General features: G+C 60.7%; 14 protein-coding genes. 8 read left to right on the forward strand and 6 right to left on the reverse strand.

The features are described 5' to 3' along the window. Window positions 1-54 precede the first annotated feature (54 nt). Window positions 55-816, forward strand: coding sequence for a PIG-L family deacetylase (locus HBO09_RS17990; RefSeq protein WP_169995602.1), 762 nt, complete (start codon window positions 55-57; stop codon window positions 814-816). Window positions 817-1,057: 241 nt separating this feature from the next. Next, entirely contained in the window at window positions 1,058-3,640 is a 2,583-nt protein-coding gene (locus tag HBO09_RS17995; protein ID WP_169995468.1) for an autotransporter outer membrane beta-barrel domain-containing protein, read from the forward strand. Window positions 3,641-3,649: 9 nt separating this feature from the next. Here HBO09_RS17995 and HBO09_RS18000 read toward each other — a convergent pair whose 3' ends face one another. From HBO09_RS18000 to HBO09_RS18015, 4 genes are all read right to left on the reverse strand, one after another. Further along, the gene (locus HBO09_RS18000) at window positions 3,650-7,816 is read right to left on the reverse strand and encodes a hypothetical protein (RefSeq protein ID WP_169995466.1); all 4,167 of its coding nucleotides are present in this window, start codon (window positions 7,814-7,816) and stop codon (window positions 3,650-3,652) included. A gap of 163 nt (window positions 7,817-7,979) precedes the next feature. Further along, window positions 7,980-10,208 carry a 1,4-alpha-glucan branching protein GlgB gene (gene glgB, locus HBO09_RS18005; RefSeq protein ID WP_169995464.1) on the reverse strand — a complete coding sequence of 743 codons (2,229 nt, stop codon included), beginning with the start codon at window positions 10,206-10,208 and terminating at the stop codon, window positions 7,980-7,982. A 52-nt stretch (window positions 10,209-10,260) separates the two neighbouring features. Next, entirely contained in the window at window positions 10,261-13,578 is a 3,318-nt protein-coding gene (treS, locus tag HBO09_RS18010) for a maltose alpha-D-glucosyltransferase (RefSeq protein WP_169995461.1), read from the reverse strand. Between the two features lie 155 nt (window positions 13,579-13,733). Beyond that, window positions 13,734-15,707, reverse strand: a complete 1,974-nt coding sequence (locus tag HBO09_RS18015; RefSeq protein WP_169995459.1) for an alpha-1,4-glucan--maltose-1-phosphate maltosyltransferase — start codon at window positions 15,705-15,707, stop codon at window positions 13,734-13,736. A 200-nt stretch (window positions 15,708-15,907) separates the two neighbouring features. On the opposite strand from HBO09_RS18015, the gene HBO09_RS18020 reads away from it, so the two are divergent. Continuing rightward, window positions 15,908-16,066 (forward strand): hypothetical protein, encoded by a 159-nt coding sequence (locus HBO09_RS18020; protein ID WP_169995457.1) that lies wholly within the window; start codon window positions 15,908-15,910, stop codon window positions 16,064-16,066. Window positions 16,067-16,215: 149 nt separating this feature from the next. Beyond that, complete coding sequence (locus HBO09_RS18025) at window positions 16,216-16,941, forward strand: hypothetical protein (RefSeq protein ID WP_169995455.1); 726 nt, start codon at window positions 16,216-16,218, stop codon at window positions 16,939-16,941. A gap of 1 nt (window position 16,942) precedes the next feature. On the opposite strand, the gene HBO09_RS18030 is transcribed toward HBO09_RS18025, so the two are convergent. Beyond that, entirely contained in the window at window positions 16,943-17,440 is a 498-nt protein-coding gene (locus HBO09_RS18030) for an MgtC/SapB family protein (protein ID WP_169995453.1), read from the reverse strand. Window positions 17,441-17,559: 119 nt separating this feature from the next. Here HBO09_RS18030 and HBO09_RS18035 point away from each other — a divergent pair, with 119 nt between their 5' ends. The 4 genes from HBO09_RS18035 to HBO09_RS18050 all read left to right on the forward strand — a co-directional run bounded on the left by HBO09_RS18035 (window position 17,560) and on the right by HBO09_RS18050 (window position 21,430). Then, the gene (locus HBO09_RS18035) at window positions 17,560-17,799 is read left to right on the forward strand and encodes a DUF3203 family protein (protein WP_169995451.1); all 240 of its coding nucleotides are present in this window, start codon (window positions 17,560-17,562) and stop codon (window positions 17,797-17,799) included. 195 nt (window positions 17,800-17,994) lie between these two features. Next, window positions 17,995-19,410, forward strand: a complete 1,416-nt coding sequence (ccoG, locus tag HBO09_RS18040; protein WP_169995449.1) for a cytochrome c oxidase accessory protein CcoG — start codon at window positions 17,995-17,997, stop codon at window positions 19,408-19,410. Window positions 19,411-19,476: 66 nt separating this feature from the next. Beyond that, a complete protein-coding gene (gene mapR, locus HBO09_RS18045) occupies window positions 19,477-20,886 on the forward strand; it encodes a GntR family transcriptional regulator MpaR (protein WP_169995447.1) in 1,410 nt (469 codons plus the stop codon). Between the two features lie 82 nt (window positions 20,887-20,968). Next, the gene (locus HBO09_RS18050; protein ID WP_262381272.1) at window positions 20,969-21,430 is read left to right on the forward strand and encodes a hypothetical protein; all 462 of its coding nucleotides are present in this window, start codon (window positions 20,969-20,971) and stop codon (window positions 21,428-21,430) included. Between the two features lie 544 nt (window positions 21,431-21,974). Here the strand turns inward: HBO09_RS18050 and HBO09_RS18055 are convergent. Then, on the reverse strand, window positions 21,975-22,721 hold the full coding sequence (locus HBO09_RS18055; RefSeq protein ID WP_169995445.1) for an SDR family oxidoreductase: 747 nt from the start codon (window positions 22,719-22,721) through the stop codon (window positions 21,975-21,977). Window positions 22,722-22,779 lie beyond the last annotated feature (58 nt).

Here is a 22,779-nt window from a genome sequence, read left to right on the forward strand (position 1 = left end):
GTCGACCCGTTAACGGGGCACGACCTGCATCATCAGGACAAGGATGTGACATTGATCAAACCCGCCACTTTGAACGACGGTCGCCCTACGCCGGCGCAAATCTGGAACAGCGCGCCGCAACTGGCACAAATCCCCACCATCAGCCCTTCCCTCTTGGTACCTGCCGGCTCGCGGGTGGTGGTAGTCGCCCCGCACCCAGGTGACGAAGTGCTGGCCTGCGGTGGTTTGCTGCAACTGCTCAGTGCCCTTGACTACCCCTTGAAGTTGATCTCGATCACCGACGGCAGTGCCAGTCATCCGGGTTCCAACCAGTGGTCGGCGCAACGCCTGAGCGTGTTTCGCCCCCAGGAAAGTGTCGAGGCCCTGCGTCGCCTTGGCTTGCCGCTGCACAGCCTGAAGTGGATTCGCGGTGGCTTTTGCGACAACGACCTGGCCGGTCGCGAACAGCTCTTGAGCCAATTCATCGCCCGCTACCTGCAACCTGGCGATGCGGTGTTTACCACCTGGCGCAATGACGGCAATGACGACCACGATGCCGTCGGCCGCGCCACCGCCATTGCCTGTGCGCTGACCGGCGCGCGTCTGCTGGAGTTGCCGATCTGGGCCTGGCATCGGCCCGCCCGCGAAGCCGGGCGCATGCCCTGGCAGTGTGCGCGCAAGGTGCGCCTCGACACCTGGAGTGTGGCGCGCAAACGCCACGCCGCCCATGCCTACGCCAGCCAATTGCTCGGCGATCCGTTGATCGGCCTGGCGCCGATGCTGCCACCGGTGTTGCTGGAGCGGATGCGCGAGCCCTACGAGATTGTGTTCCTTTAACTGGTCTATACCTGTTAATTCTGACAGTGGCAGCCCTTGGCGGCTGTTGCTAACGTGGAACAAGCACTGCACAGGTTCAGGTGCAGTCGAGAAAGCCATGCCAACCCCTTGCATTGGCGATGTTTTACGAAACGGAACTAGCCGTCCCTTATCGTTATCGTGCTTCCTGTTGCCATGGTCCGTACCGTGCCTGCCCCCTGCAGGCGACGGGTAGTCAGCTGCCATCGACCGAGGATGGATCATGAGCACACGGCGATATTCTCTGCTGCACCTGAGCGCCTGGACGGCCAGCGCGACCCTGATGACAACCCTCTCGCTACCGGCCTACGCGGCCTGTACACCTGTGATCACAGCCGGCGACGACACCACCACCTGCGACAGTGGCACTACGCCCGGCTTTAGCGATCTCAACGGCAATAACACCCTCAACCTGCCTGCCGGTGGCAATGGCGCAATTACCAGCGCCGTCACATTTGGCGACGGCCACGATCTGGTGCAAGCGCATTCGGGCAGCATGGGCGCGCTGAACATGGGCAACGGGGCGAATATTTTCCGGGTGGAACTGGATGCGGTCGTGGGCGCAGTAACCCAGGGCGACGGGGCCGATAGCATCCAGGTCAGCGGCGGCACTGTTGGCGCGATCAACCAGGGCGATGGCATCGATGCCTACGCGCAAAGCGGCGGTCGTGTCGCCAGCCTGGCCCAGGGCGACGGTCGAGATACGTTCAATATGAGTGGCGGCGAGATCGTGGGGGCCTTCGAAGATGGCGATGTGGCCACCCAATCGGCGGGCACTATCGGCCGGGTCGACATGAAGCTCGACAACAACTTCTACACCCTGCTGGGAGGGCGGATCAACGGCAACCTGGTGACCGGGTTTGGCCTGGACACCATCAGCATTTCCGGGGGCTATATCGGCGGCAACGTCAGTGTCAGCGGCGGCAACGACTTGTTCACCCTGACCGGCGGCGTGGTCAACGGCCAGGTGCTCATGAGCTTTGGCAACGACCAGTTCAACTGGATCGGCGCCGGGACGATCAATTCGACGGTCAATATGGGCCCGGACAACGACACCGCGCTGCTGCAGAACCTGACGCAAGCCACCCTCGCCGCGACGCCCCTGATCGATGGCGGCCTGGGCCTCGATACCCTGACCTTTGACAACACCCAGGCCACCAACGCTGAGCGCTACGCCAACTGGGAACAGGTCAACCTGGACAATGGCTCGCGCTTTACCCTGGTCGGTGATTTCAAGCTCGGTGATACCGGCAGCGGTACCGGCACCTTGAATATCGACGGCAGCAGTGTGCTGTCGGTCAGCCTGGGCGCCATCAGCCCCATCACTGCCGGCCAGTTGGCCACCCTCAACAACAGCGGCCTGATCGACATGACCAGCGGCAGCACCAGCGCTACCGACAGCTTGACGGTCAATGGCAACTACACCGGCAACAATGGCCAGATGGCGCTGCAAAGTGTGTTGGCCGGCGATGGCTCGGCCAGTGACAAACTGGTGGTGAACCAGGGCACGCTACAGGGCAGCACCACCCTCAATGTCAGCAATCTGGGTGGGGCTGGCGCTGAAACCCTGAGCAACGGCATCCAGGTGGTCGAAGCTCTCAACGGGGCGACGGGGAGCGATCGGGCCTTCAGCCTGGCGGGGGGCTCGGTATCGGCTGGGGCGTACGAGTACTTTCTGTTCAAAGGCGGTGTCACTGCTGGCTCCGAGCAGCAGTGGTACTTGCGCTCGGCCATTGTGGCGGCTCCGCTCCCCACCCCCGAGGAGCCTGTGGAGCCATTGCCGGTGCCGGTTCCCGGCGAAGGCACGCCAGTGGACTTGCCAACACCGGTTCCCGGTGAAGCGCCGATCCCGATCTATCGCCCCGAAGTCCCGGTGTATTCGGCACTGTTTCCGGCGGCGCAGCAGACGGTGCGGGCCATGCTCGGCACCTACCATGAGCGCATGGGCGACCAGGCGCGCCAGACCGCCAGCGGTTCATTCCCGGCGGGTTGGGGCCGGGTCTATGGCAACAGCAGCCGCCAGGCCTATGCCGGCACGGTCAGCCCGCGCTTGGACAGCTCGGTCACAGGCTTCCAGGTGGGCAGCGACCTGCATGCCTGGACCACGGCCAACGGCCAGACACAGCGTGTAGGTTTCTTCGTCGGCCATAGCCGCCTGCGGGGCAATATCGATGGTTTCAACCGCGGCTGGCAGCATCTGGATGCCGGCAACACCACCTTGCGTGGCGATAGCCTGGGCGTGTACTGGACCTTGATCGACCCGTATGGCTGGTACGTCGATGCCGTGCTGATGGGCACCCGCCTCCATGGCAGCAGCGAGTCTGATCGGGGCCTCAAGCTCAAGACCAAAGGTCACGATGTCCTGGGTTCGGTGGAAGTGGGCATACCGCTGCCCGTCGCGCCAAACTGGGTGCTGGAGCCGCAATTGCAGTTGATCGCCAATAAAACCCGGCTCGATCGCCAGAATGACGGGGTTTCCGACGTGTCGTTTTCCGCCGATACCGCCATCACCACCCGGCTCGGCGCCAGGCTGCGAGGCAGTTATACCCTGGCCTCGATGCCGGTCCAGCCCTACCTGCGCGCCGATGTCTGGCATGCCTCCTCAGGAACCAATCGGGTGCGTTTCAACGGTGTGACGGATATCGATACCGAACAAAAATCCACCACCCTGGACCTGAGTGCAGGCGCCACCCTGCAGGTGTCCGAGCAGATCAGCCTGTATGGCCAGTTGGGCTATGAGCGCAATCTGGACAGCAATGCCCTGGATGGGCGCAAGGGCACCGTTGGCGTCAGGATGGAGTTCTAGGGCGCAGGGTTATTGGAACACTTGGGCTTCGCCATCGACGGTTGCGCTTATCCAGCGCGGCTCCATGGGATCGCTCCATACTGAACGCGGTGGCGTCCCTGCGTCGCTGATCAGGATGCGCCTGCCCGACTGGCTCCACTCCTGCATCCGCGCCTTGAACGCGGCGGGATAATCTGCTGCCCGGCAGGTGATACCGGCCCAGGGATCGACGACCCAGGCGTCGTCCCACTCCGGCCCCACAAAGCCTTTGCTGCGCGGCTGCCCCGGTGGCCCGCCGACAATCGCGAAGGTATGGCCTTTGACCTGGGCGATCCGCGCACTGCCACCATTGGCATTGATCGTATCAACCGCGACTTTGGCCATCTGGTCACAATTGCCGGCACCGGTCTTGAGCACCATTTCGCTATAGTTCGGCGCGCCCGTGCGGGTGTAAAGCCAACCCACCATTTGCGTTGCCGTCTCGCTACGCACGACCTCACCGACAAGTCCGGGAACCTGTTGATTGGCTGAGCGGATGCCAGTGGCCTGGAACTGCTCGTCAACCGCTGCCCTGGCCTCTTGTGCGTACACGCGATTCTGTTGTTCGACCGGCAACTGGGCGAAGTCAGCCGGTTTCTTGATCGGCGCAAGTCGAATCGGTTTTGCCGCGACCACCACATGTCCGGGGTTGTTTCCTGCCGCGTACACCCCCATCAGGACTTCGCGCTGTTTCTCGGGGGAAAGCCCCTTCAAGACGTTGGCAAGATGGCTGATGTCTGCGGGCGACATGGGTTCGTCGGCAACGATTTTCTTGATCAGGCTCTCAAGGCTGGGCAATACCACCAACGGATTGTCTGGAAGGCCTTGGGCCACAAAACCGTAAATATCCTTGTATTGGTCGTACTGTTTGATGAATTCAACGTCCAGCGGGTCGTTACGGGTCATGCGATGAAAATCAAGTTGGCCGTTACCATTGAGTTCGCTGTAGTAATGCACACCGGTATCGGCCTCGACCACCACGTATTGGCGATTGTCATGGTTGATCTTGAAACCTCTGACAACCCGCTGATCGTTGCTCAAGTCGCTGATCGCATCCATCTTGATCACCACGGTTTCGCGGTTGATCGCCCGGGGCAGACCAAAGTCGTCGTAGCCAAAATCCGGTTCGTTGACCAGGGTTCCGGTGGTACGCGCCTTGTAGGCCACAGGTTGCGCACTCGCCAGCGGCAACAGTTCCTGGTTGCCCGCTTCGTTGACGCGGTAACGGCGGTGCTCATGAATCACGGTCCGTGGCCCGTTGGCCTGCCCGGCACCAGGAATCAGGCGTCGATGTTCAAGTGCCTGGGCGTCCTGGAATACTGAGGTTCCGCCAGGCTCGATCTGCTTGGTGTAGCACAGGTCATTGACGTCACGCCTGGACCTCTTGCCCCCAGCGCCACAGGTTGGCACCAAGTCTTCGAGCGGCCCGGTATGATCCGCGCCGCCAAGTTTGATCAGGCTCTCGGGCTTTTCCGGGTTATAGCGATAAACGTCATCGCCCACGATGACGTCGCTGTATTTGTGTCGCGTCAACACGCGCACTTGATCGCTGGAGAGACCTTCGGCCACGCGCAAGGTCTGCCCATGCGCCAAGGGCCTGGGCGTCAAGGCAATGTGCGGGGTAATGTCGTAACGGCCCCTGCCGGGCAACTTGAGAGCGGCGGATTGTTTGAACTGGGTGATGCCCGCCTGAATACTTTTGATATCCGCGCCCTTGAACCTGAGAAAGTTGCCTGCCTTGGTGTTGAAAGCGGGCATTACCGGATCAAGGGGGTTCAAATTGCGCACGACTGAAACTGCGAACTTCTTTACCAGCGGCCCAAACTTTGGCAGCAGTGCACGTAAACCGATGCCACCCGCGGTGGATACAAGGCGCACCGAACCCGCAGCAAACTTGCCCGCTGGGCCCGCAAACGCCATCAGTCCATCGCCGGCGAGATCCCAGATACCCTGCTTGGTATCACCGTTGACCAGGCTTTCAATGCCACTCCAGAACGGAATAACCATCTGGGCAGTCCCTTTGACGCGCTGCCAGAACATCTCATCATTTTTCTGCGCCGCACTTTCCCTTTCGGGGTCCGACGCTGCCCATGCCTTTAAAGTGTCTGGGTCGACATAAAACAACTTTTCAGTAACAGTCACCGCGATTGCCGCAGACCGTTCCGACGTCAGGGTTTGCGGCATTGCACTGTTAGATTGGGCCGACGACGCCGAAAAGTGCGCGAGCTGCTGTGGCACAACGATAGAAAAACTTGGGGGTTTAGGGCCCTTGCCTGCCTTGTAGGCCGCCCACTGCGCCTTGAACCTGGCCTTGCTGTCTGGGCTGGTATTGCGCACCACCAACTCTTCAGACGGTTCGCCCTCGGTGGTGTGTTCGATTGAAATGAAGTCTTTGCCATAGCTTTTATCGGCGTGATTGTAGGATTCGAGAATAGGTTTCAAGTCGTCGCGACGCCGGGCAATGCCCTTGACCGGATTGACTTCGTAATAGCTTGTTTCGCCCTCATGCACCGTCTTGAGCACAAACGCCGGGCGCGTCACTGCCGCCTTTTTCTCGTCATCGCTTTCTTTGTCGGAGCCGGGTTTGGTGCGCAGTGCATAAACCGTAACGTCACCCTGTTCAATCGCCCTGCGGTCCTGTACTGGCAACTGGGACAAGTAACTGCAAACCAGTTTTCCATAGGCTGTCTTGGTATCGGCCAGGTATTTGTCAAACTTCGCCTTGAATGTGTCTTCGTCATAAACAGGGTATTGATAGCGGACTTCGGCAGGGGTGAGTTTTTCGCCACTGAGATACCTGTACAGGGCAAAAAGCGGACTTACCAGGGACAGCACTTCAGTGCGTGAGGTGCCCTTTGCCATGTGTTCGAAATAATTTTTGCGCATGGGCACGTCAGCCCCCAGTTGCTGGGTAGCCTCTACCACCGTATCGACATGGGCATCAAATGCCTCAACCGCCTGGTTAATCTCTTGCGACGAATAATCGGCCTTTTGTGGCAGTACACCTTGCGCCACAGCCCAGTCCAACGTCGCCGGAATGCGGGTCGAGGCGATAAGCGACCATTGCTCGTCGGTGGTCGCTTGTTGGCTGAGTTTGCCAGGCAGATCAACCAGCGCTTGGAACCCCATGCGTCGCGATGAACCCGGTTCAAGGGCTTCGGCCAGTCTGACACCGTGCTGAAAGTTCACGGATACGGCCGTTCCTTTGTACGGCAGGTCTGCGGGAATATCGCGCACGGCAAAGTCGGCCGGAAACTGTGGCCGCAGAAGATAGGCCGCCAGATACGCCTGTTCGGCAGATAGTTGCTTTGAGTCGACCAGGTGTTGCCTGAACTGCGCATTAATCGCCGGGTAGCCCTGGCTCCAATGGGCGCTGGACGCCAGGTCAAAGCCGGCAATCTGCGCGTTTTTACGCCCCTGCACCGGGTCCAGGCTCAGGGCCAGCGCCTTGATCAATAACTTGATCTTGACCTCTGGCGCGACAATGCCATCCAACGCAGGCCCCGTCCCGCTCAGCTTCCTCAGTAACTGTTGAATCAGATCATCGGCCTTGGGTGACTTGAGTATTTGTTCCAGCACCGCAGCTGGCGTGTCCTGGGCGTTGGCAAGCGTCTGGGGGGAAAGGCCTTCGGTCAAAAGGCCGAGCAAAGGCTTTTTGTACTTTGTCTCAAGCTCACTCACCCATTGGGCAATTGCGCCGTCATTTTTCTGCTGCAGCAAGCCGTCCACATCGCTCGAATGATCGTCCAGGCCCAAGGCAATTTCGCTGCGGGCATCTTGCGCGGCATCAATTGCCGCCTGCACTTGAGCGGGGGTGTTGGGGGCGGACGGCACCACGCCGTAGAACTTGAGCATGTTGTCGAGGCGGTTGGTGCCAGGCTGGGTAGAGCCATTGGGCGGTATCAGCGGTGAGTCTTTGTTGAGAAACAAATGTTTTTTGGAAAAGCCACCGGGATCCTTCGAGGCTTTCAGCTCGTGTAGAACCCTCAATATCTCGTCCAGATCCGCCAGCTTTCCGCGCACCGCGGCCCGTTGCCAACCGCTGGGTTGCTCGGCTGGCGCTACCAACGCCAAGCCAGGCTTGCCGTGGGTGGCTACGGGTTGCACGTTGAGAGGAGTAACGGCCGTACGTGGCGCGTTGAGGTGGACTGACGTCATGGTGTGTTCGTCTCCGGCAGTGATACACAGACACGGCGACGTACGAGGGAAGTAGGAACCTACGCTTGATCACCGGCACGAATGTGTGGATCTGACGTAGGAAAATGTTCCAAAGAGAGTGGTAACTGTATTTGTAGGAGCCGGCAAGCCGGCTCCTTGGTGCTTACTCCTGACGCAAAATCAGCACCGCCAATGGCGGCAGATTCAACGACAGTGATACCGGCTGCCCATGGAGCGGCTCGTCCTGGGTAAAGGCTTCGCCGCCATTGCCGTAGTTGGAACCGGAATAGGTGTCGGCATCGCTGTTGATCAGCTCTTTCCAGCGGCCGGCCAGTGGCACGCCCACCTTGTACGCCTCACGGGGTACTGGGGTGAAGTTGGCCACCACCAACACGGGCTTGCCGCTTTTACTCCAACGCAGCCAGGCATACACGCTGTTGATCGCATCGTCACCAATCAACCACTGAAAGCCTTGCGGCGCATCGTCCTGTTCATGCAGTGCCGGTTCTTCGCGGTACAGCCGATTGAGGTCGCCCACCAGTTTCTGCACGCCCCGGTGTTCGGGGTATTGCAGCAGGTACCAATCCAGTTGCTGGTCGTGATTCCATTCGCGCCATTGGCCGAACTCACAGCCCATGAACAACAGTTTTTTGCCCGGATGCATCCACATAAAGCTCAGGTAGGCGCGCAGGTTGGCGAATTTCTGCCAGCGATCGCCGGGCATTTTGTCGATCAGCGAGTGTTTGCCGTGCACCACTTCATCATGGGAGATCGGCAGCACAAAGCGCTCGGACCAGGCGTACACCAGGCCAAAACTCAGTTCATTGTGATGGTGGGCGCGGTACACCGGGTCTTGCTGGATGTAATGCAGCGAGTCGTGCATCCAGCCCATGTTCCATTTGTAGTTGAAGCCCAGGCCGCCCTGCTGGGTCGGCTGGCTGACACCGGGCCAGGCCGTGGATTCCTCGGCAATCACCAGGGCGCCAGGGGCCTCCAGCGCCACCACATCGTTCAAATGGCGCAGGAAGTCGATGGCTTCCAGGTTCTCGCGCCCGCCGTGGCGATTGGGCACCCACTCGCCGGCCTTGCGCGAATAGTCGCGATACAGCATCGACGCCACCGCATCCACCCGCAGCCCATCGATATGGAAATGCTTGAGCCAGTGCAACGCCGAGGCCAGCATAAAACCGTGAACCTCGGTACGCCCCAGGTTGTAGATCAGGGTGTCCCAATCCTGATGGAAGCCTTCCAGGGGATTGCCATATTCGTACAGTGCGGTGCCATCAAACTGCGCCAGGCCGTGGGTGTCGGTGGGGAAATGCGCGGGCACCCAGTCGAGAATGATGCCGATATCCGCCTGATGGCAGGCGTTGACGAACGCGCCAAAGTCATCGGGCGAGCCGAAGCGCGCGCTGGGCGCAAATTGCGACAGCGGCTGATAGCCCCAGGAGCCACCGAATGGGTGCTCCATGATCGGCATCAACTCGATATGGGTAAAACCCAGTTCCTGCACATAGGGAATCAGCCGCTCGCCCAGTTCGCGCCAACCGTACTGGCGCGCCACTTCGCCCAATTCATCGAGTTCGCACTGCCAGGAGCCGACGTGCAGTTCGTAGATCGACAGCGGCGCGCTGGCCGCCTGGCGCTCACCCCTGGCTTGCATCCACGCCTCATCTGCCCACGCCACCTGCAACGGCGCGGCGACTTTCGACGCAGTGTCGGGTGGCAGTTGCGTGGCCAGGGCCATGGGGTCGGCCTTGAGCGGCAAGATGCCGGTGGCGCCGAGGATTTCGTATTTGTAGGCCGCCCCCGGTTGCAGGCGCGGGATAAAGATCTCCCACACCCCAGCCGGATGACGCAGGCGCATCGGGTAGCGGCGCCCGTCCCAGATATTGAAATCGCCCACCACCGAGACCCGCCGCGCATTCGGCGCCCACACCGCAAAGCGCACGCCCTGAATGCCGTCAACGCTCATCACCTGGGCGCCAAGGCAGTTGCTCAAGTCGCGGTGATTGCCTTCGGCAAACAGGTACAGGTCCATTTCCCCGAGCAACTGGCCAAAGCTGTAGGGGTCTTCGGTGATCTGCTCGCCGCCGGCCCACTGGATCTTCAGCAGGTAGCCCTGGCGTGTGGCGAAATGCCCAATGAACAAACCTGGGACCGGGGTGGCGTCGAGGCTGCCGAGGACCTCGTGACTGCCACGTGCCAGCACCTCGACGCTCAGGGCTTCGGGCAAAAACGCGCGGATGACCTGACCGCCCGCCTCATCTTCATGGGGCCCGAGGATCGCAAACGGATCCGGGTGCTCGGCCCGCACCAGGGCTTCAATATCCTTGGGTGCAGGCATGACCGTGAACGTCGATTGCAGCGGTTCTTTGTGTGTAAAACTCATGATTTCTCCCACTGCTTGCGGTTTTGAATAAGGGTCTGACACAGGAAGCCTCCTAAATGTGGCCGGCCAACAACCCATGCAACCCACGCAATGGCACCGCCAACCAGGTCGGACGGTTCTGCGCTTCGTAGGCCACTTCGTACGCAGCCTTCTCCAGGCTGAACAACGCCAGTGCCGCTTGCGCTCCGTTGGCATCCTGCCAGTCATGCGCCAGTGTAGATGTAGCCTGTTGATACGCCTGGATAAATGCCTGCCGCGCTTCACTCAGGTAACGATCAGCGACCCGCAGGCGTGCCGCATCGGCGTCGGCCGAGTGATCCAGGCCTTGTGCTTGCACATTCAGGGCCATGGCGGCGGCATAGTCGAACGAACGCAACACGCCGCTGACGTCCTTGTACGGGCTGTGCTTGCCCCGGCGCTCGTGCAGCGGCCGGGCGGGCTCGCCTTCGAAGTCGATCAGGTAGGCATCGCCCTTGACCACCAGTACCTGGCCCAGGTGCAAATCCCCATGCACACGAATGCGCAAACCGCCCAGGGTGGCTTTCGCCAAATCCTGCACATGGCTGGCGATGCGCTTTTTCTGTGCCAGCAGTTGAGTGACCAACGCCTGATCGTCAGGGTTCAATTGGCTTTGATGCTGTTTGAGCAACTGCAGGGCGCGCTCGACCTGGCTGCCCACCTGCTTGCCCCAGGCGAGGCTGTCTTTGGCCGAGGTGACTTGCGGCTGGAAGTCTGGATTGTTCGTTGGCGCCGCCAGGACGTTGTGCATTTCCCCCAGCCGCTGCCCGAGCAACCCGGCGAAGTCGGCCAGTTCACCGAGGGCGTTGTAGTGCTGTTCCTGCTCGGAAATGGCTTGGGCCAGTTCGTCGCGGATCGCCCGCTCCAGGTTGTTCTGGGTCCAGCTCCAGGCATCGCCCTGGTTGCTGAGATAGCCCTGGGCAATCATCAACAGATTGTCCTGGCCTTCGGCATCGTGACGGACCACCGAGCCCAGCAAGGGCGAGATATGTTCGTAGCCGGCGGCGGTCAGGTAGGCACCCATTTCCAGTTCCGGGTGGACCCCGGCGCTGACTTTGCGGATCAGCTTCAACACCAGGCTTTCGCCAACCACCACCGAACTGTTGGACTGTTCAGCCGCCAGGTAGCGCACTTGCAACTCGTCCCCCACCGGCAGATCGGCCAATTGCGGGGTCGGTTCGAAGCGGATCTCGCCATCGCTGCTGCTGAGTACGGTCTGCGCACGCAGGCCTTCGATAACGGCGCGGATATAGCTGTCGAGGCTGAAAGCATCGGTGATCAAGCCCACCTGGCGCACCCGGCGGACCCGCGCCAGGGCCAGTTGTTGCGGCAAGGCGCTGGTGAACTGGTCTTCGCCCAGCAGGCCAAAGGGCAATTGGTAACGGCTGGTCTGCCCGGCGCTGGTCACTTCTATCTCGCTGAGCAGCACCGGGTGCTGCGCATCGCCAAACCGCACGCCGTAGGCGATGCGCACACCGTCGATGGCCGCGTCCTTATTGGCAAACCAGCGCCGCTTGGGCAGCCAGGTGGGCAACGAGGTTTGCTCCAGGGTGGTGCGAGATGGCGCGTCGAGCAACTCTTCGAGGCGTTTTTTCAGGACCAGTGTGGGGAAATCCGGCAGGCTCTGAGCCGGTTCCACATGCCAGCTAGGCATCTGGTTTTCGCTGGCGAGCACGAACCAGTAGAAGCCGTACGGCGCCAGGGTCAGCAGGAAATTCAGCTGGCCGATGGGCGGGAATGCGTTGCCACCGAGCATTTCCACCGGAACCATGCCGGCAAAGGCCGACAGGTCCAGCTCCGCCGCCTGGGCCGTGCGCGATACGTTGGCCACACACAGGATGATTTCGTGCTTGCCGTCGGCGCCCGTGTATTCGCGGGTGTAGGCGAGGATCCGGCGATTGCTCGGTGAGAGCATTTTCAGGCTGCCACGCCCAAATGCCTTGGACTGCTTGCGGATCGCCAACATGCGGCGGGTCCAGTTCAGCAGTGAGTGTGGGTCCTGGGCCTGGGTTTCGACGTTGACCGACTGATAACCGTAGAGCGGGTCCATGATCGGTGGTAGCACCAGGCTGGCCGGATCGGCGCGGGAAAACCCGCCATTACGGTCGATGGACCATTGCATCGGCGTACGCACGCCGTCGCGGTCACCCAGGTAGATGTTGTCGCCCATGCCGATTTCATCCCCGTAATACAGGGTCGGCGTACCGGGCATGGATAGCAGCAGGCTGTTGAGCAGCTCGATGCGTCGGCGGTCGCGCTCCATCAATGGCGCCAGGCGTCGACGAATGCCCAGGTTGATACGCGCGCGGCGGTCGGCGGCGTAGTAGTTCCACAGGTAGTCGCGCTCCTTGTCGGTGACCATTTCCAGGGTCAGCTCATCATGGTTGCGCAGGAAAATCGCCCATTGGCAGTTGGCGGGGATTTCCGGGGTCTGGCGCAGGATGTCGGTGATCGGGAAGCGATCTTCCTGGGCCAGGGCCATATACATGCGCGGCATCAGCGGGAAGTGGAAGGCCATGTGGCATTCATCGCCGTCATCGCCCTTCTGGTCGCCAAAGTACAGCTGGGTATCTTCCGGCCACTGGTTGGCTTCGGCCAGCAGCATGCGGTCGGGGTAGTTGGCGTCGATCTCGGCACGGATCTGCTTGAGCACATCGTGGGTTTCGGGGAGGTTTTCGTTGTTGGTGCCGTCGCGCTCGATCAGGTAGGGAATGGCGTCCAGGCGCAGGCCGTCGATGCCCATATCCAGCCAGTAGCGCATCACCGACAGCACGGCTTTCATGACTTGCGGGTTATCGAAGTTGAGGTCCGGCTGGTGGGAATAGAAACGGTGCCAGAAGTACTGGCCGGCGACCGGGTCCCAGGTCCAGTTGGATTTTTCGGTGTCGAGGAAAATGATGCGGGTGCCGTCGTATTTCTGATCATCGTCGGACCACACGTAGAAGTCCCGCGCACTGGAGCCGGGCTTGGCCTTGCGGGCCCGCTGGAACCAGGGATGCTGGTCGGACGTGTGGTTGATCACCAGCTCTGTGATCACCCGCAGGCCGCGCTTGTGCGCCTCGGCGATAAAGCGCTTGGCGTCGGCCATGGTCCCGTAGTCGCTGTGTACGCCACGGTATTCGGCGATGTCATAGCCGTCGTCGCGACGTGGCGAGGGATAGAACGGCAGCAGCCAGATGGTATTCACGCCCAGGTCGGCGATGTAGTCGAGTTTGGCGATCAGCCCGGGGAAATCACCGATGCCGTCGTTGTTGGAGTCGAAATAGGATTTGACGTGAACCTGGTAAATCACCGCGTCCTTGTACCAGAGCGGGTCTTTGATAAAGGTGGCAGCCTTGGGTTTCTTCGCCATTGGAAACTCCTGGAAAATTCAAAAAAGCTTAGACACTGGGCTAGATCTAGGTGGGAGCGGGCTTGCTCGCGAAAGCGGTGGATCAGTGGGTTGATACTTGGCTGACACACCGCCTTCGCGAGCAAGCCCGCTCCCACATTTGATCGCCGCCAGCATCAAGAATGGGTTATGCGCCAGATGCCAAACGGCATATGGGGCTCAATGCGCATCCATTGGGTCTTGCCGTACCAGGTCCAGCGATGGCCATTCATCAGGTCTTCGCCCTGGACCTGGGCGTCGTCCGGCAAGCCCATCTCCCACAGCGGCAATTCGAAATGGGCTTCCTGGGCGTTGAACGGGTCGAGGTTGACGGCGATCAGGATGAAGTTGCTGCCATCCTCGTTGCGCTTGCCGAAGTACAGGATGTTGTCGTTGAAGGCGTTGTAGAGCGTCAGGCCCAGGTGTGTCTGCAGCGCCGGGTTTTGCCGGCGGATGCGGTTGAGTTGGGCGATCTCGGCAATGATGTTGCCGGGGGCGCTGAAGTCCCGGGGGCGGATCTCGTACTTTTCCGAGTCCAGATACTCTTCCTTGCCCGGTACTGGCGCGCTTTCACACAGTTCAAAGCCCGAATACATACCCCACAGGCCCGAGCCCATGGTGGCCAGCGCGGCGCGGATCAAAAAGCCCGGGCGGCCGGATTCATGCAAGAAGCCTGGGTTGATGTCTGGCGTATTGACGAAAAAGTTCGGCCGGTAGCATTCGCGCCAGGGCGACTGGTTCAGTTGGGTGAAGTACTCGCTGAGTTCGGCCTTGGTGTTGCGCCAGGTGAAATAGGTGTAGCTCTGGGAGTAACCGACCTTGCCCAGGCGCGCCATCATCGCCGGGGTGGTGAAGGCTTCGGCGAGGAAGATCACTTGCGGGTGCTGGGCCCGTACATCGCTGATCAACCATTGCCAAAATGGCAGCGGCTTGGTGTGCGGGTTGTCGACGCGGAAGGTCTTGACCCCCTCCTCGACCCAGCCCAGCACGATATCGCGCAGCTCCAGCCACAGGCTGGGGATCGCATCGGCGGCATAGAAGTCGACGTTGACGATGTCCTGGTATTTTTTCGGCGGGTTTTCCGCGTATTTGATCGTGCCGTCCGGGCGCCAGTTGAACCAGCCGGGATGTTGTTTGAGCCACGGGTGGTCTTGGGAGCACTGGATGGCAAAGTCCAGGGCGATCTCCAGGCCATGCTCGGCGGCGGCCGCGACCAAGCGGCGGAAATCCTCGCGGGTGCCCAGTTGCGAATGGATCGCGTCGTGGCCACCCTCCTCGCTGCCGATGGCATACGGGCTGCCGGGATCATCGGGGCCGGCGCTCAATGAGTTGTTCCTGCCCTTGCGATGGCTGCGGCCGATAGGGTGGATCGGCGGAAAATACAGAACGTCAAAGCCCATGTCGTGGATCATCGCCAGGCGCGAATGCACGTCATTGAAGGTGCCGTGGCGCGCCGGATCGTCGGTAATCGAGCGCGGGAACAGCTCGTACCAACTGGCGAACAGTGCCTGTGGGCGTTCCACATCCAGCGCATACACCGGGCTGATACTCAGATAGGGGCGCAAATCAGCCTGGGCCATCAGATGCGCACTGTCTTCGTGCAGAAACAGCGCGACCTGCTCGGTTTCCAGCAACCCGGAGAGCTGCTGGTGTAATTGCTGCAAGTGCTCCTGCAACGCGCCTTCGCTGCGTTCAGCGGCTTGCAGGACCTGGTTGCGACCTTCCTGCAGTTCCAGGCTGACGGGGACGCCGGCCATGTGTTTTTTGCCCAACTCGTAGCAGAAGCTGGCGAAATGATCGATCCAGGCTTCGACGCAATACTGGTGGGGGCCTTGCTCGATCACGCTGAACGCGCCCTGCCAGGCATTGTTGCCCTGGTCACTCATGGGCACGCGGTGCCAGTCGTCCTCACTCAAGGCCCGCCAGCGGATCATGACCGCCAACTGGTCATGGCCATCGGCGAACACATTGCTCGTCACCTGGATACGCTGGCCTTGCACCGCCTTGACCGCAAAGGCGCCGGCGTCGATCACAGGGGTGGTGTCTTCAATGGCGATCCTGGGCAGTAACAGTGCCTGGGACAGTGGTAATGCGGGTCTTTCAGCAGTCATCGAGCATCTCCCCTTACGCCCCATGGACGCTCTTGTGCTTGATTGTCAGTGCCGCAAGCGGGCTCTTCCTGAGCCGGCTACATAAGGTCCGAGCCCGGTGGCCTTGGAAAAGTTCAGGTGGATGTACCGCCACCGGGCGGGAATCAAACGGCCATGACGGTTGTCCACCGATTGAGCAAAGCACAAACGAGGCCACTGCGATGAACATCCCGATTCCTGCTGAAACCCCAGACCCGAATATTGATAACCCGACCTTGCCGCCGACCGAACCAGAGCCGATTCCTGAGCAGGAGCCGCCTGGCACCCAGCCCCCGGCGGTGGAGGAGCCACCGAAAACCATGCCGCCCGTGATCGTCTGAATGGACGCTTGCGTTGCCGACGTTTCTGACGGTTTTAGAAGATTTATCTTCAGGTGGGCTCGCCCGCTCCGTGTGAATATTGGGGGGGCGCGTCCCTGGACTCCGGGAAAGACGTCGCGACCATTCAACGCGTACAGAGAAAAACCATCATGTCGTCCATCAATACCGGATTGAATACCTACCGCCCTCTTCAACCAAGCGAGCCACCCCAGGGATCCACAACGCCCTCTGGCGCATCGACGAAGAATCCCCAGTCCCTGAGCGCTATGCTGGATTCAGGCCCTGGTTGGGGTAACCAGCCGGTCAAGCCATCCTCCGTCAAAGCCTCAACCACTCCCGCCAGCGATCCGGCGCCAGACGCCAAGAGCGAACAGGAGAGCAACCAACGTCTGAGTGGGATCCGCAATATGCTGAGTGAGCAGAACATCAAGGCATTGCTGAAAGATCCTGAGTCTCCTGCGGCTAGCGAGTTGCTGTCTCAGCTTAAAGACTCAATAAACAAGGACACCATCGGCATGCTGCGCGGAGCCTCCCCATCGGCGCAAACCAGTAAAGCCCTGAGGGATCTCGGCGCACGATTGAGCGAAAGCGCCATCAGCAAAGGGCTGAACGAATCCATGGGTGCCTACGTGAAGAGCATCGAAAGAAAGTATGAAGCGGAACGGTTCGATAACAGCCTCAAGCTGGCTCTTGCCGATCCCGAGTCGGCGTGGAACACCGCCATCAGTCAATGGGACCGATCGCAGGGAGCCATCCTGGCCTCCCAAGCACATGTACGTCACATCAAAGAAAACGCCCACACACTGAGGAGCCTCGGCGCATTGCTCAACCGCGCCGCCCCTGACCAGACGGCCATCGACAAGACGGCCAGGTAAATCAGCGGTCCTTCTCTAGCCCCCTGACGATCCAGGGCATCACACTGAACACCAATAAGGCGAGGAGCGTACTCAGGACCGCAGTCGATTCCTTCCCCAGACCCGCCGCGACACCAATCGCAGCGGTCATCCATAAGCCGGCCGCAGTGGTCAAACCCTTGACGTGCTGGCCGGCCTCCTCCTCCTTGCCCTTGAGGATGGTGCCCGCGCCTAGAAAGCCGATCCCGGCGATCACCCCCTGCACCACCCGGCTCATGGCATCGGCCTGGGAACCGGCCATCTGCGGCACCAGCACAAACAGCGCCGCGCCCATCGCCACCAGCATATGGGTGCGTACACCCGCGGCCTTGCCTTTTTGTTCACGTTCAAAGCCGAGGATGCCACCGAGAATCGCCGCAATCAGCAGGCGTACGGTGATTTGCGTCAGTTGTCGCGCATCACCGATATCGGCGAATTCGCTTTGCAGGGTTTGCCAGACTTCTTGCCACCAGGCGTCCATGGTCCTGTCCTTTTCATGGGGGATAGAAGATGGACAGCAACGACCGCCAGTCAGTTGCGCCGAACCATTGACCAGGGGCCGGGACCTAAAGAACAGAACCCTGCAACCAGGAGAACACCATGCCCGTACGTACCGAAAACCAGACCAGTTACTTCAAGATCGATGACAGCGGCGAAGAGCGCAGCCTTCCTGTGGGGGACGTGACGGTGATCACCGACAGTGATAAATCCATGTCTGCAGTGGAGATCGACGGCCAACGGATTTATATCACCGAGGCTGAAGCCGACGCCTTGACCGTCGCCGGCGCCATCGATGGGCGCAAGCACCTCAAGGCCACTGACGGTGATTCGGTGATTTGATTGATCTGGATCAGCATGCCTGGTGCACTGTTGATCCAGGCACCGGCCCCACGGCTTGCGGGGTGCTGCACATTGTCGCAGGGCCGGGGTAAAAACCCATCTGATCCGCTTTTTATCGATTTACCTGAGTCTGTTATGCAAACAGATCGCGGCCCATAGTTCATCCGCCTGATGGAGGCTGATGAGCGAAAGACCATGAGCGATAGAATCCCCGTCCGATTAGTAGAAAATTTCGAGCCTGCACATCCAAAGAAGATGAAGGCCAAATCCAGCGATAACCAGATCCACACCCGCAGTTTCAGCGGCCTGTTCCGCAACTTGCGTATCAGTGGCGCAGGCTTTTTGTTCCTGGCGTTTTTTGGCACCGTGTGGCTGAACTGGGACTCGCGCCAGGCGGTGTTGTGGGACCTGGCTGAAAGCAAGTTTCATATCTTTGGCGCGACCTTCTGGCCCCAGGACTTCATCCTGTTGTCGGCGTTGTTGATCATCTGTGCCTTTGGCCTATTCGCGATCACCGTGTTTGCCGGCCGCGTCTGGTGCGGTTACACCTGTCCGCAAAGCTCGTTTACCTGGCTGTTCATGTGGTGCGAGAAAGTCACCGAAGGCGAGCGCAACCAAAGGATCAAGCTACAGGCTGCGCCCTGGGGCGTGAACAAACTGGCGCGCCGCGCCGCCAAACACACGCTGTGGCTGGCGATCAGCGTACTGACCGGCTTGACCTTTGTCGGCTACTTCACCCCGATCCGGCCTTTGGCCGAAGAGCTGCTGACCTGGCAAATGGGCGGTGTCAGCCTGTTCTGGGTGCTGTTCTTTACCGGCGCCACCTACATCAACGCCGGCTGGCTGCGTGAAGCGGTGTGCATGCACATGTGCCCGTATGCGCGGTTCCAGAGCGTGATGTTCGACAAGGACACCCTGACCATTTCCTACGACGCTGCCCGTGGCGAAAGCCGTGGCCCGCGCAAACGTGATGTGAACCCGGCCGAGGTCGGCCTGGGCGATTGCATCGACTGCCACTTGTGCGTACAGGTCTGCCCTACCGGCATTGATATCCGCGACGGCCTGCAGATGGAATGTATCGGCTGCGCCGCCTGCATCGACGCCTGTGATTCGATCATGGACAAGATGGGCTATGCCCGCGGCTTGGTGAGCTACACCTCCGAGCATCAGTTGCAGGGTGGCAAGACCCACCTGCTGCGACCGCGCTTGATCGGCTACAGTGCGGTGCTGCTGGTGATGATCGCTGCGTTGGTGATGGCGCTGGTGCAGCGGCCAATGGTGTCGCTTGACGTGACCAAGGACCGTGGGATGTTCCGGGAAAACAGTCAGGGGCTGATCGAGAACATCTACAGCCTGAAGATCATCAACAAAACCCAACAGCGCCAGGATTACCGCGTGGAGCTGGTAGATGGCGAGGGCTTCGAGCTGCAGGGCAAGACCGAGGTCAGCCTGGCGCCAGGGGAAATCACGGATCTGCCGGTTTCGGTGGCGTTGACCAGTGACAAACCGACCAGCAGCTCGCAAACCATCCGCTTCAAGGTGACGGATATGGATGAGCCAAGTGTTTATAGTGTCGCCGACAGCCGTTTTGTGGCGCCGCTGAACCGCTGACACCCCCCCTGTGGGAGCGGGCTTGCCCGCTCCCACATTTTGACCTGTGTAGAACCTAGGATCACGATGAAACGCTACGAGAAATTTGCCGACGACATCGCTGAACTGATCCGCTCCGGTGTCCTCGGACCGGGCCAGCGCGTGCCGTCGGTGCGCTATGCCAGCCAGACGTACGGCGTCAGCCCGTCCACGGTGTTCCAGGCCTATTACCTGCTGGAGCGCCGTGGCCTGATCCGTGCGCGGCCGCGCTCAGGGTATTTCGTCAATACCCATGCCCCCAGCCCGTTTTCCGAGCCGGCGGTCAGCGCCCATGTCCACGAGTCCACTGAGGTGGACGTCAGCGAGCTGGTGTTTTCGGTACTCGATTCGATCAAGGACCCTCAGACCGTGCCCTTCGGCTCGGCCTTCCCCAGCCCGATGCTGTTCCCCCTGCAACGTCTGGCCCGCTCCCTGGCCAGCGCCAGCCGCGAGATGGACCCGCGCATGGTGGTCACCGACATGTCGCCAGGCAACCCGCAACTGCGCCGGCAAATTGCCCTGCGCTATATGGTCGGCGGCTTGATGCTGCCCATGGAGGAATTGCTGATCACCAACGGCGCCCTCGAAGCGCTGAACCTGTGCCTGCAGGCGGTGACCGAACCGGGCGACCTGGTGGCCATCGAGGCCCCGGCGTTTTATGCCTGCCTGCAAGTGCTTGAGCGTTTGAAGCTCAAGGCCGTGGAAATCCCCGTACACCCACGCGATGGCATCGACCTGCAGGTGCTGGCCCAGACCCTGGAGCGTTACCCGATCAAGGCCTGCTGGTGTATGACCAGTTTCCAGAACCCCATGGGTGCAACCATGCCCGAGGCCAAGAAGCAGGCGTTGGTTGAGTTGTTGCGCGGCCATCAGGTGCCGCTGATCGAGGACGACGTGTACGCCGAGTTGTATTACGGCCAACAGGCGCCCAAGCCAGCCAAGGCGTTCGACACCGAAGGCCTGGTGATGCACTGCGGTTCATTCGCCAAGAGCCTGGCCCCTGGCTACCGTGTAGGTTGGGTGGCGGCAGGTCGTTATGCACAAAAAATCGAACGCTTGAAACTGATGACCTCGCTATGCGCCTCGATGCCCGCCCAGGCGGCGATTGCCGATTACTTGCAACACGGCGGCTACGACCGGCACCTGCGCAAACTGCGCTATGCCCTGGAAGAGCAGCAAAGTGCCATGCTCGCGGCCATCGGTCGCTACTTTCCGCCGCAAACCCGGGTCAGCCAGCCCGCCGGCGGCTATTTCCTGTGGCTGGAACTACCCGAACAGACCGACTCCCTGAAACTGTTCCAGATGGCCCTGGCCCAGGGCATCAGTATCGCCCCGGGGCCGATTTTTTCGCCGACCCAACGCTTTCGTAACTGCATTCGCTTGAATTACGGCAGTCCGTGGGATGAGGCGGCGGAAAAAGCCATGGAAACGTTGGGGCGCATTGTGCGTTCGTTTTAAGGGGCTGCGCTTGAAAGGGAACCAAACACTGAAACGTGCCACGTAGGGGGATCCATTTTCTCCATTGCTCAGGAAACGTTTGATGCGAGGTGTATTGCCGCCATTCTTCCATCTTCCGCTGCCGCTCCCACCCAACTACATGCGGGTGGCCGAACAGCGCGAAGTTCGCCAGTTGAACGGGCCAACCGGACGCCCGACAGGTGACCATCGTTCGGCAGAAAGGATTATCGAACAGAGCCCGGTGCTCAGGGACTTCCTTGCAGGCAATGATCGCTTTCAGCTCCAGCCGGACCTCAAGCGCCACGTGGGGGACTGGACGCTGGCCAACAAAGCCCCCCAGGCCCGCGCCGATGCGATCTACAACCTGGATAAAGTGCTGCGCTTCGTTGATAACCTGGACGAAGACAAGCTCAAGGGCAGCGAGGAACGTAACGGCAAGATCGACGGCTTTTCCGACTTGGGCGTCACCATCCTGCATGACTCGGAGGCAGACCGCCTGGACCAGTTTGCGCGCCAGGGGTATCAGGCGTTAAGCAACTTCTGACACGGGCTCGTGTCGGTGGTGAGAGGGCACTCCCGCTGGGAAACTAGCCACTTCGGTATATCTGGCACACCGTGGTGAGGCGATTGGGGTGGCTTCGCCACCCAGCGCGGGGCAAGCCCGCTCGCCACTGAAAATCTGCGATCCACAGTAAGTTCCCACCTGCTGCAACGCCCCCCCTGTGGCGAGGGGGCTTGTCCCCCGTTGGGCTGCGCAGCGGCCCCAAAACCAGCCACTTCGGTATATCTGGCACAACGTAGTGAGGCGATTGGGGCAGCTTCGCCACCCAGCGCGGGGCAAGCCCGCTCGCCACTGAAAATCTGCGATCCACAGTAAGTTCCCACCTGCTGCAACGCCCCCCTGTGGCGAGGGGGCTTGTCCCCCGTTGGGCTGCGCAGCGGCCCCAAAACCAGCCACTTCGGTGTATCTGGCACAACGTGGTGAGGCGATTGGGGCGGCTTCGCCACCCAGCGCGGGGCAAGCCCGCTCGCCACGAAAAGCCAGGTAGCCCCCCCTTTGTGAGGGGGCTCTCAGCACCCAGGCAGGATCAGCGACCGCCGCCCAGATCAAGAAAGGTCCCGGTGGTATACGAGGCCTTGTCCGACAGTAACCAGATGATGGCTTCGGCCACTTCGTCCGGGCGCCCGCCACGGGCCATGGGGATGCCTGATTCAAGCTTGCTGACCCGATCCGGGTCGCCGCTCAAGGCATGGAAGTCAGTAAAGATATAACCCGGACGCACCGCGTTGACTCGGATCCCCTCGCCCGCCACTTCCTTGGATAAACCAATGGTGAAGCTGTCCAGCGCGCCCTTGGAGGCTGCATAGTCCACGTACTCACCGGGTGACCCCAGGCGTGCCGCCACCGAGGACACATTGACGATGCTGCCTCCCTGCCCGCCGTGCTTGGGCGACATGCGCAGCAATGCATGCTTGGCACACAGGATCGGGCCCAACACATTGGTCTTGAGGATTTTCAGGATGCGGAACTCGGACATCTCATCGACCCGCGACTTATGCCCCACGGTGCCGGCATTGTTGACCAGCGCGGTGACGCGCCCCAACTCGGTATCGACGCGGTGGAACAGGCTGATCACTTCGTCTTCGATGCTCACGTCGGCGCGCACCGCGATGGCCTGGGCGCCGAGTGCCCGGACCTGCTCCAGTACACGCAGCGCGGCGTCTTCATCGGTTTGGAAATTGATGCAGATGCGATAGCCCTGGCGGGCCGCCAGCAACGCCGTGGCGGCCCCGATCCCACGACTGCCACCGGTGATGATGACGACTTTGTCCATGTGTACTGACTCCCCGTTCAACCTGAGCTGTTGGATCCAAGAATACCTGCGCCTGCCA

The organism is Pseudomonas sp. WS 5027 (assembly GCF_012985695.1).
Classification (GTDB): domain Bacteria; phylum Pseudomonadota; class Gammaproteobacteria; order Pseudomonadales; family Pseudomonadaceae; genus Aquipseudomonas; species Aquipseudomonas hygromyciniae.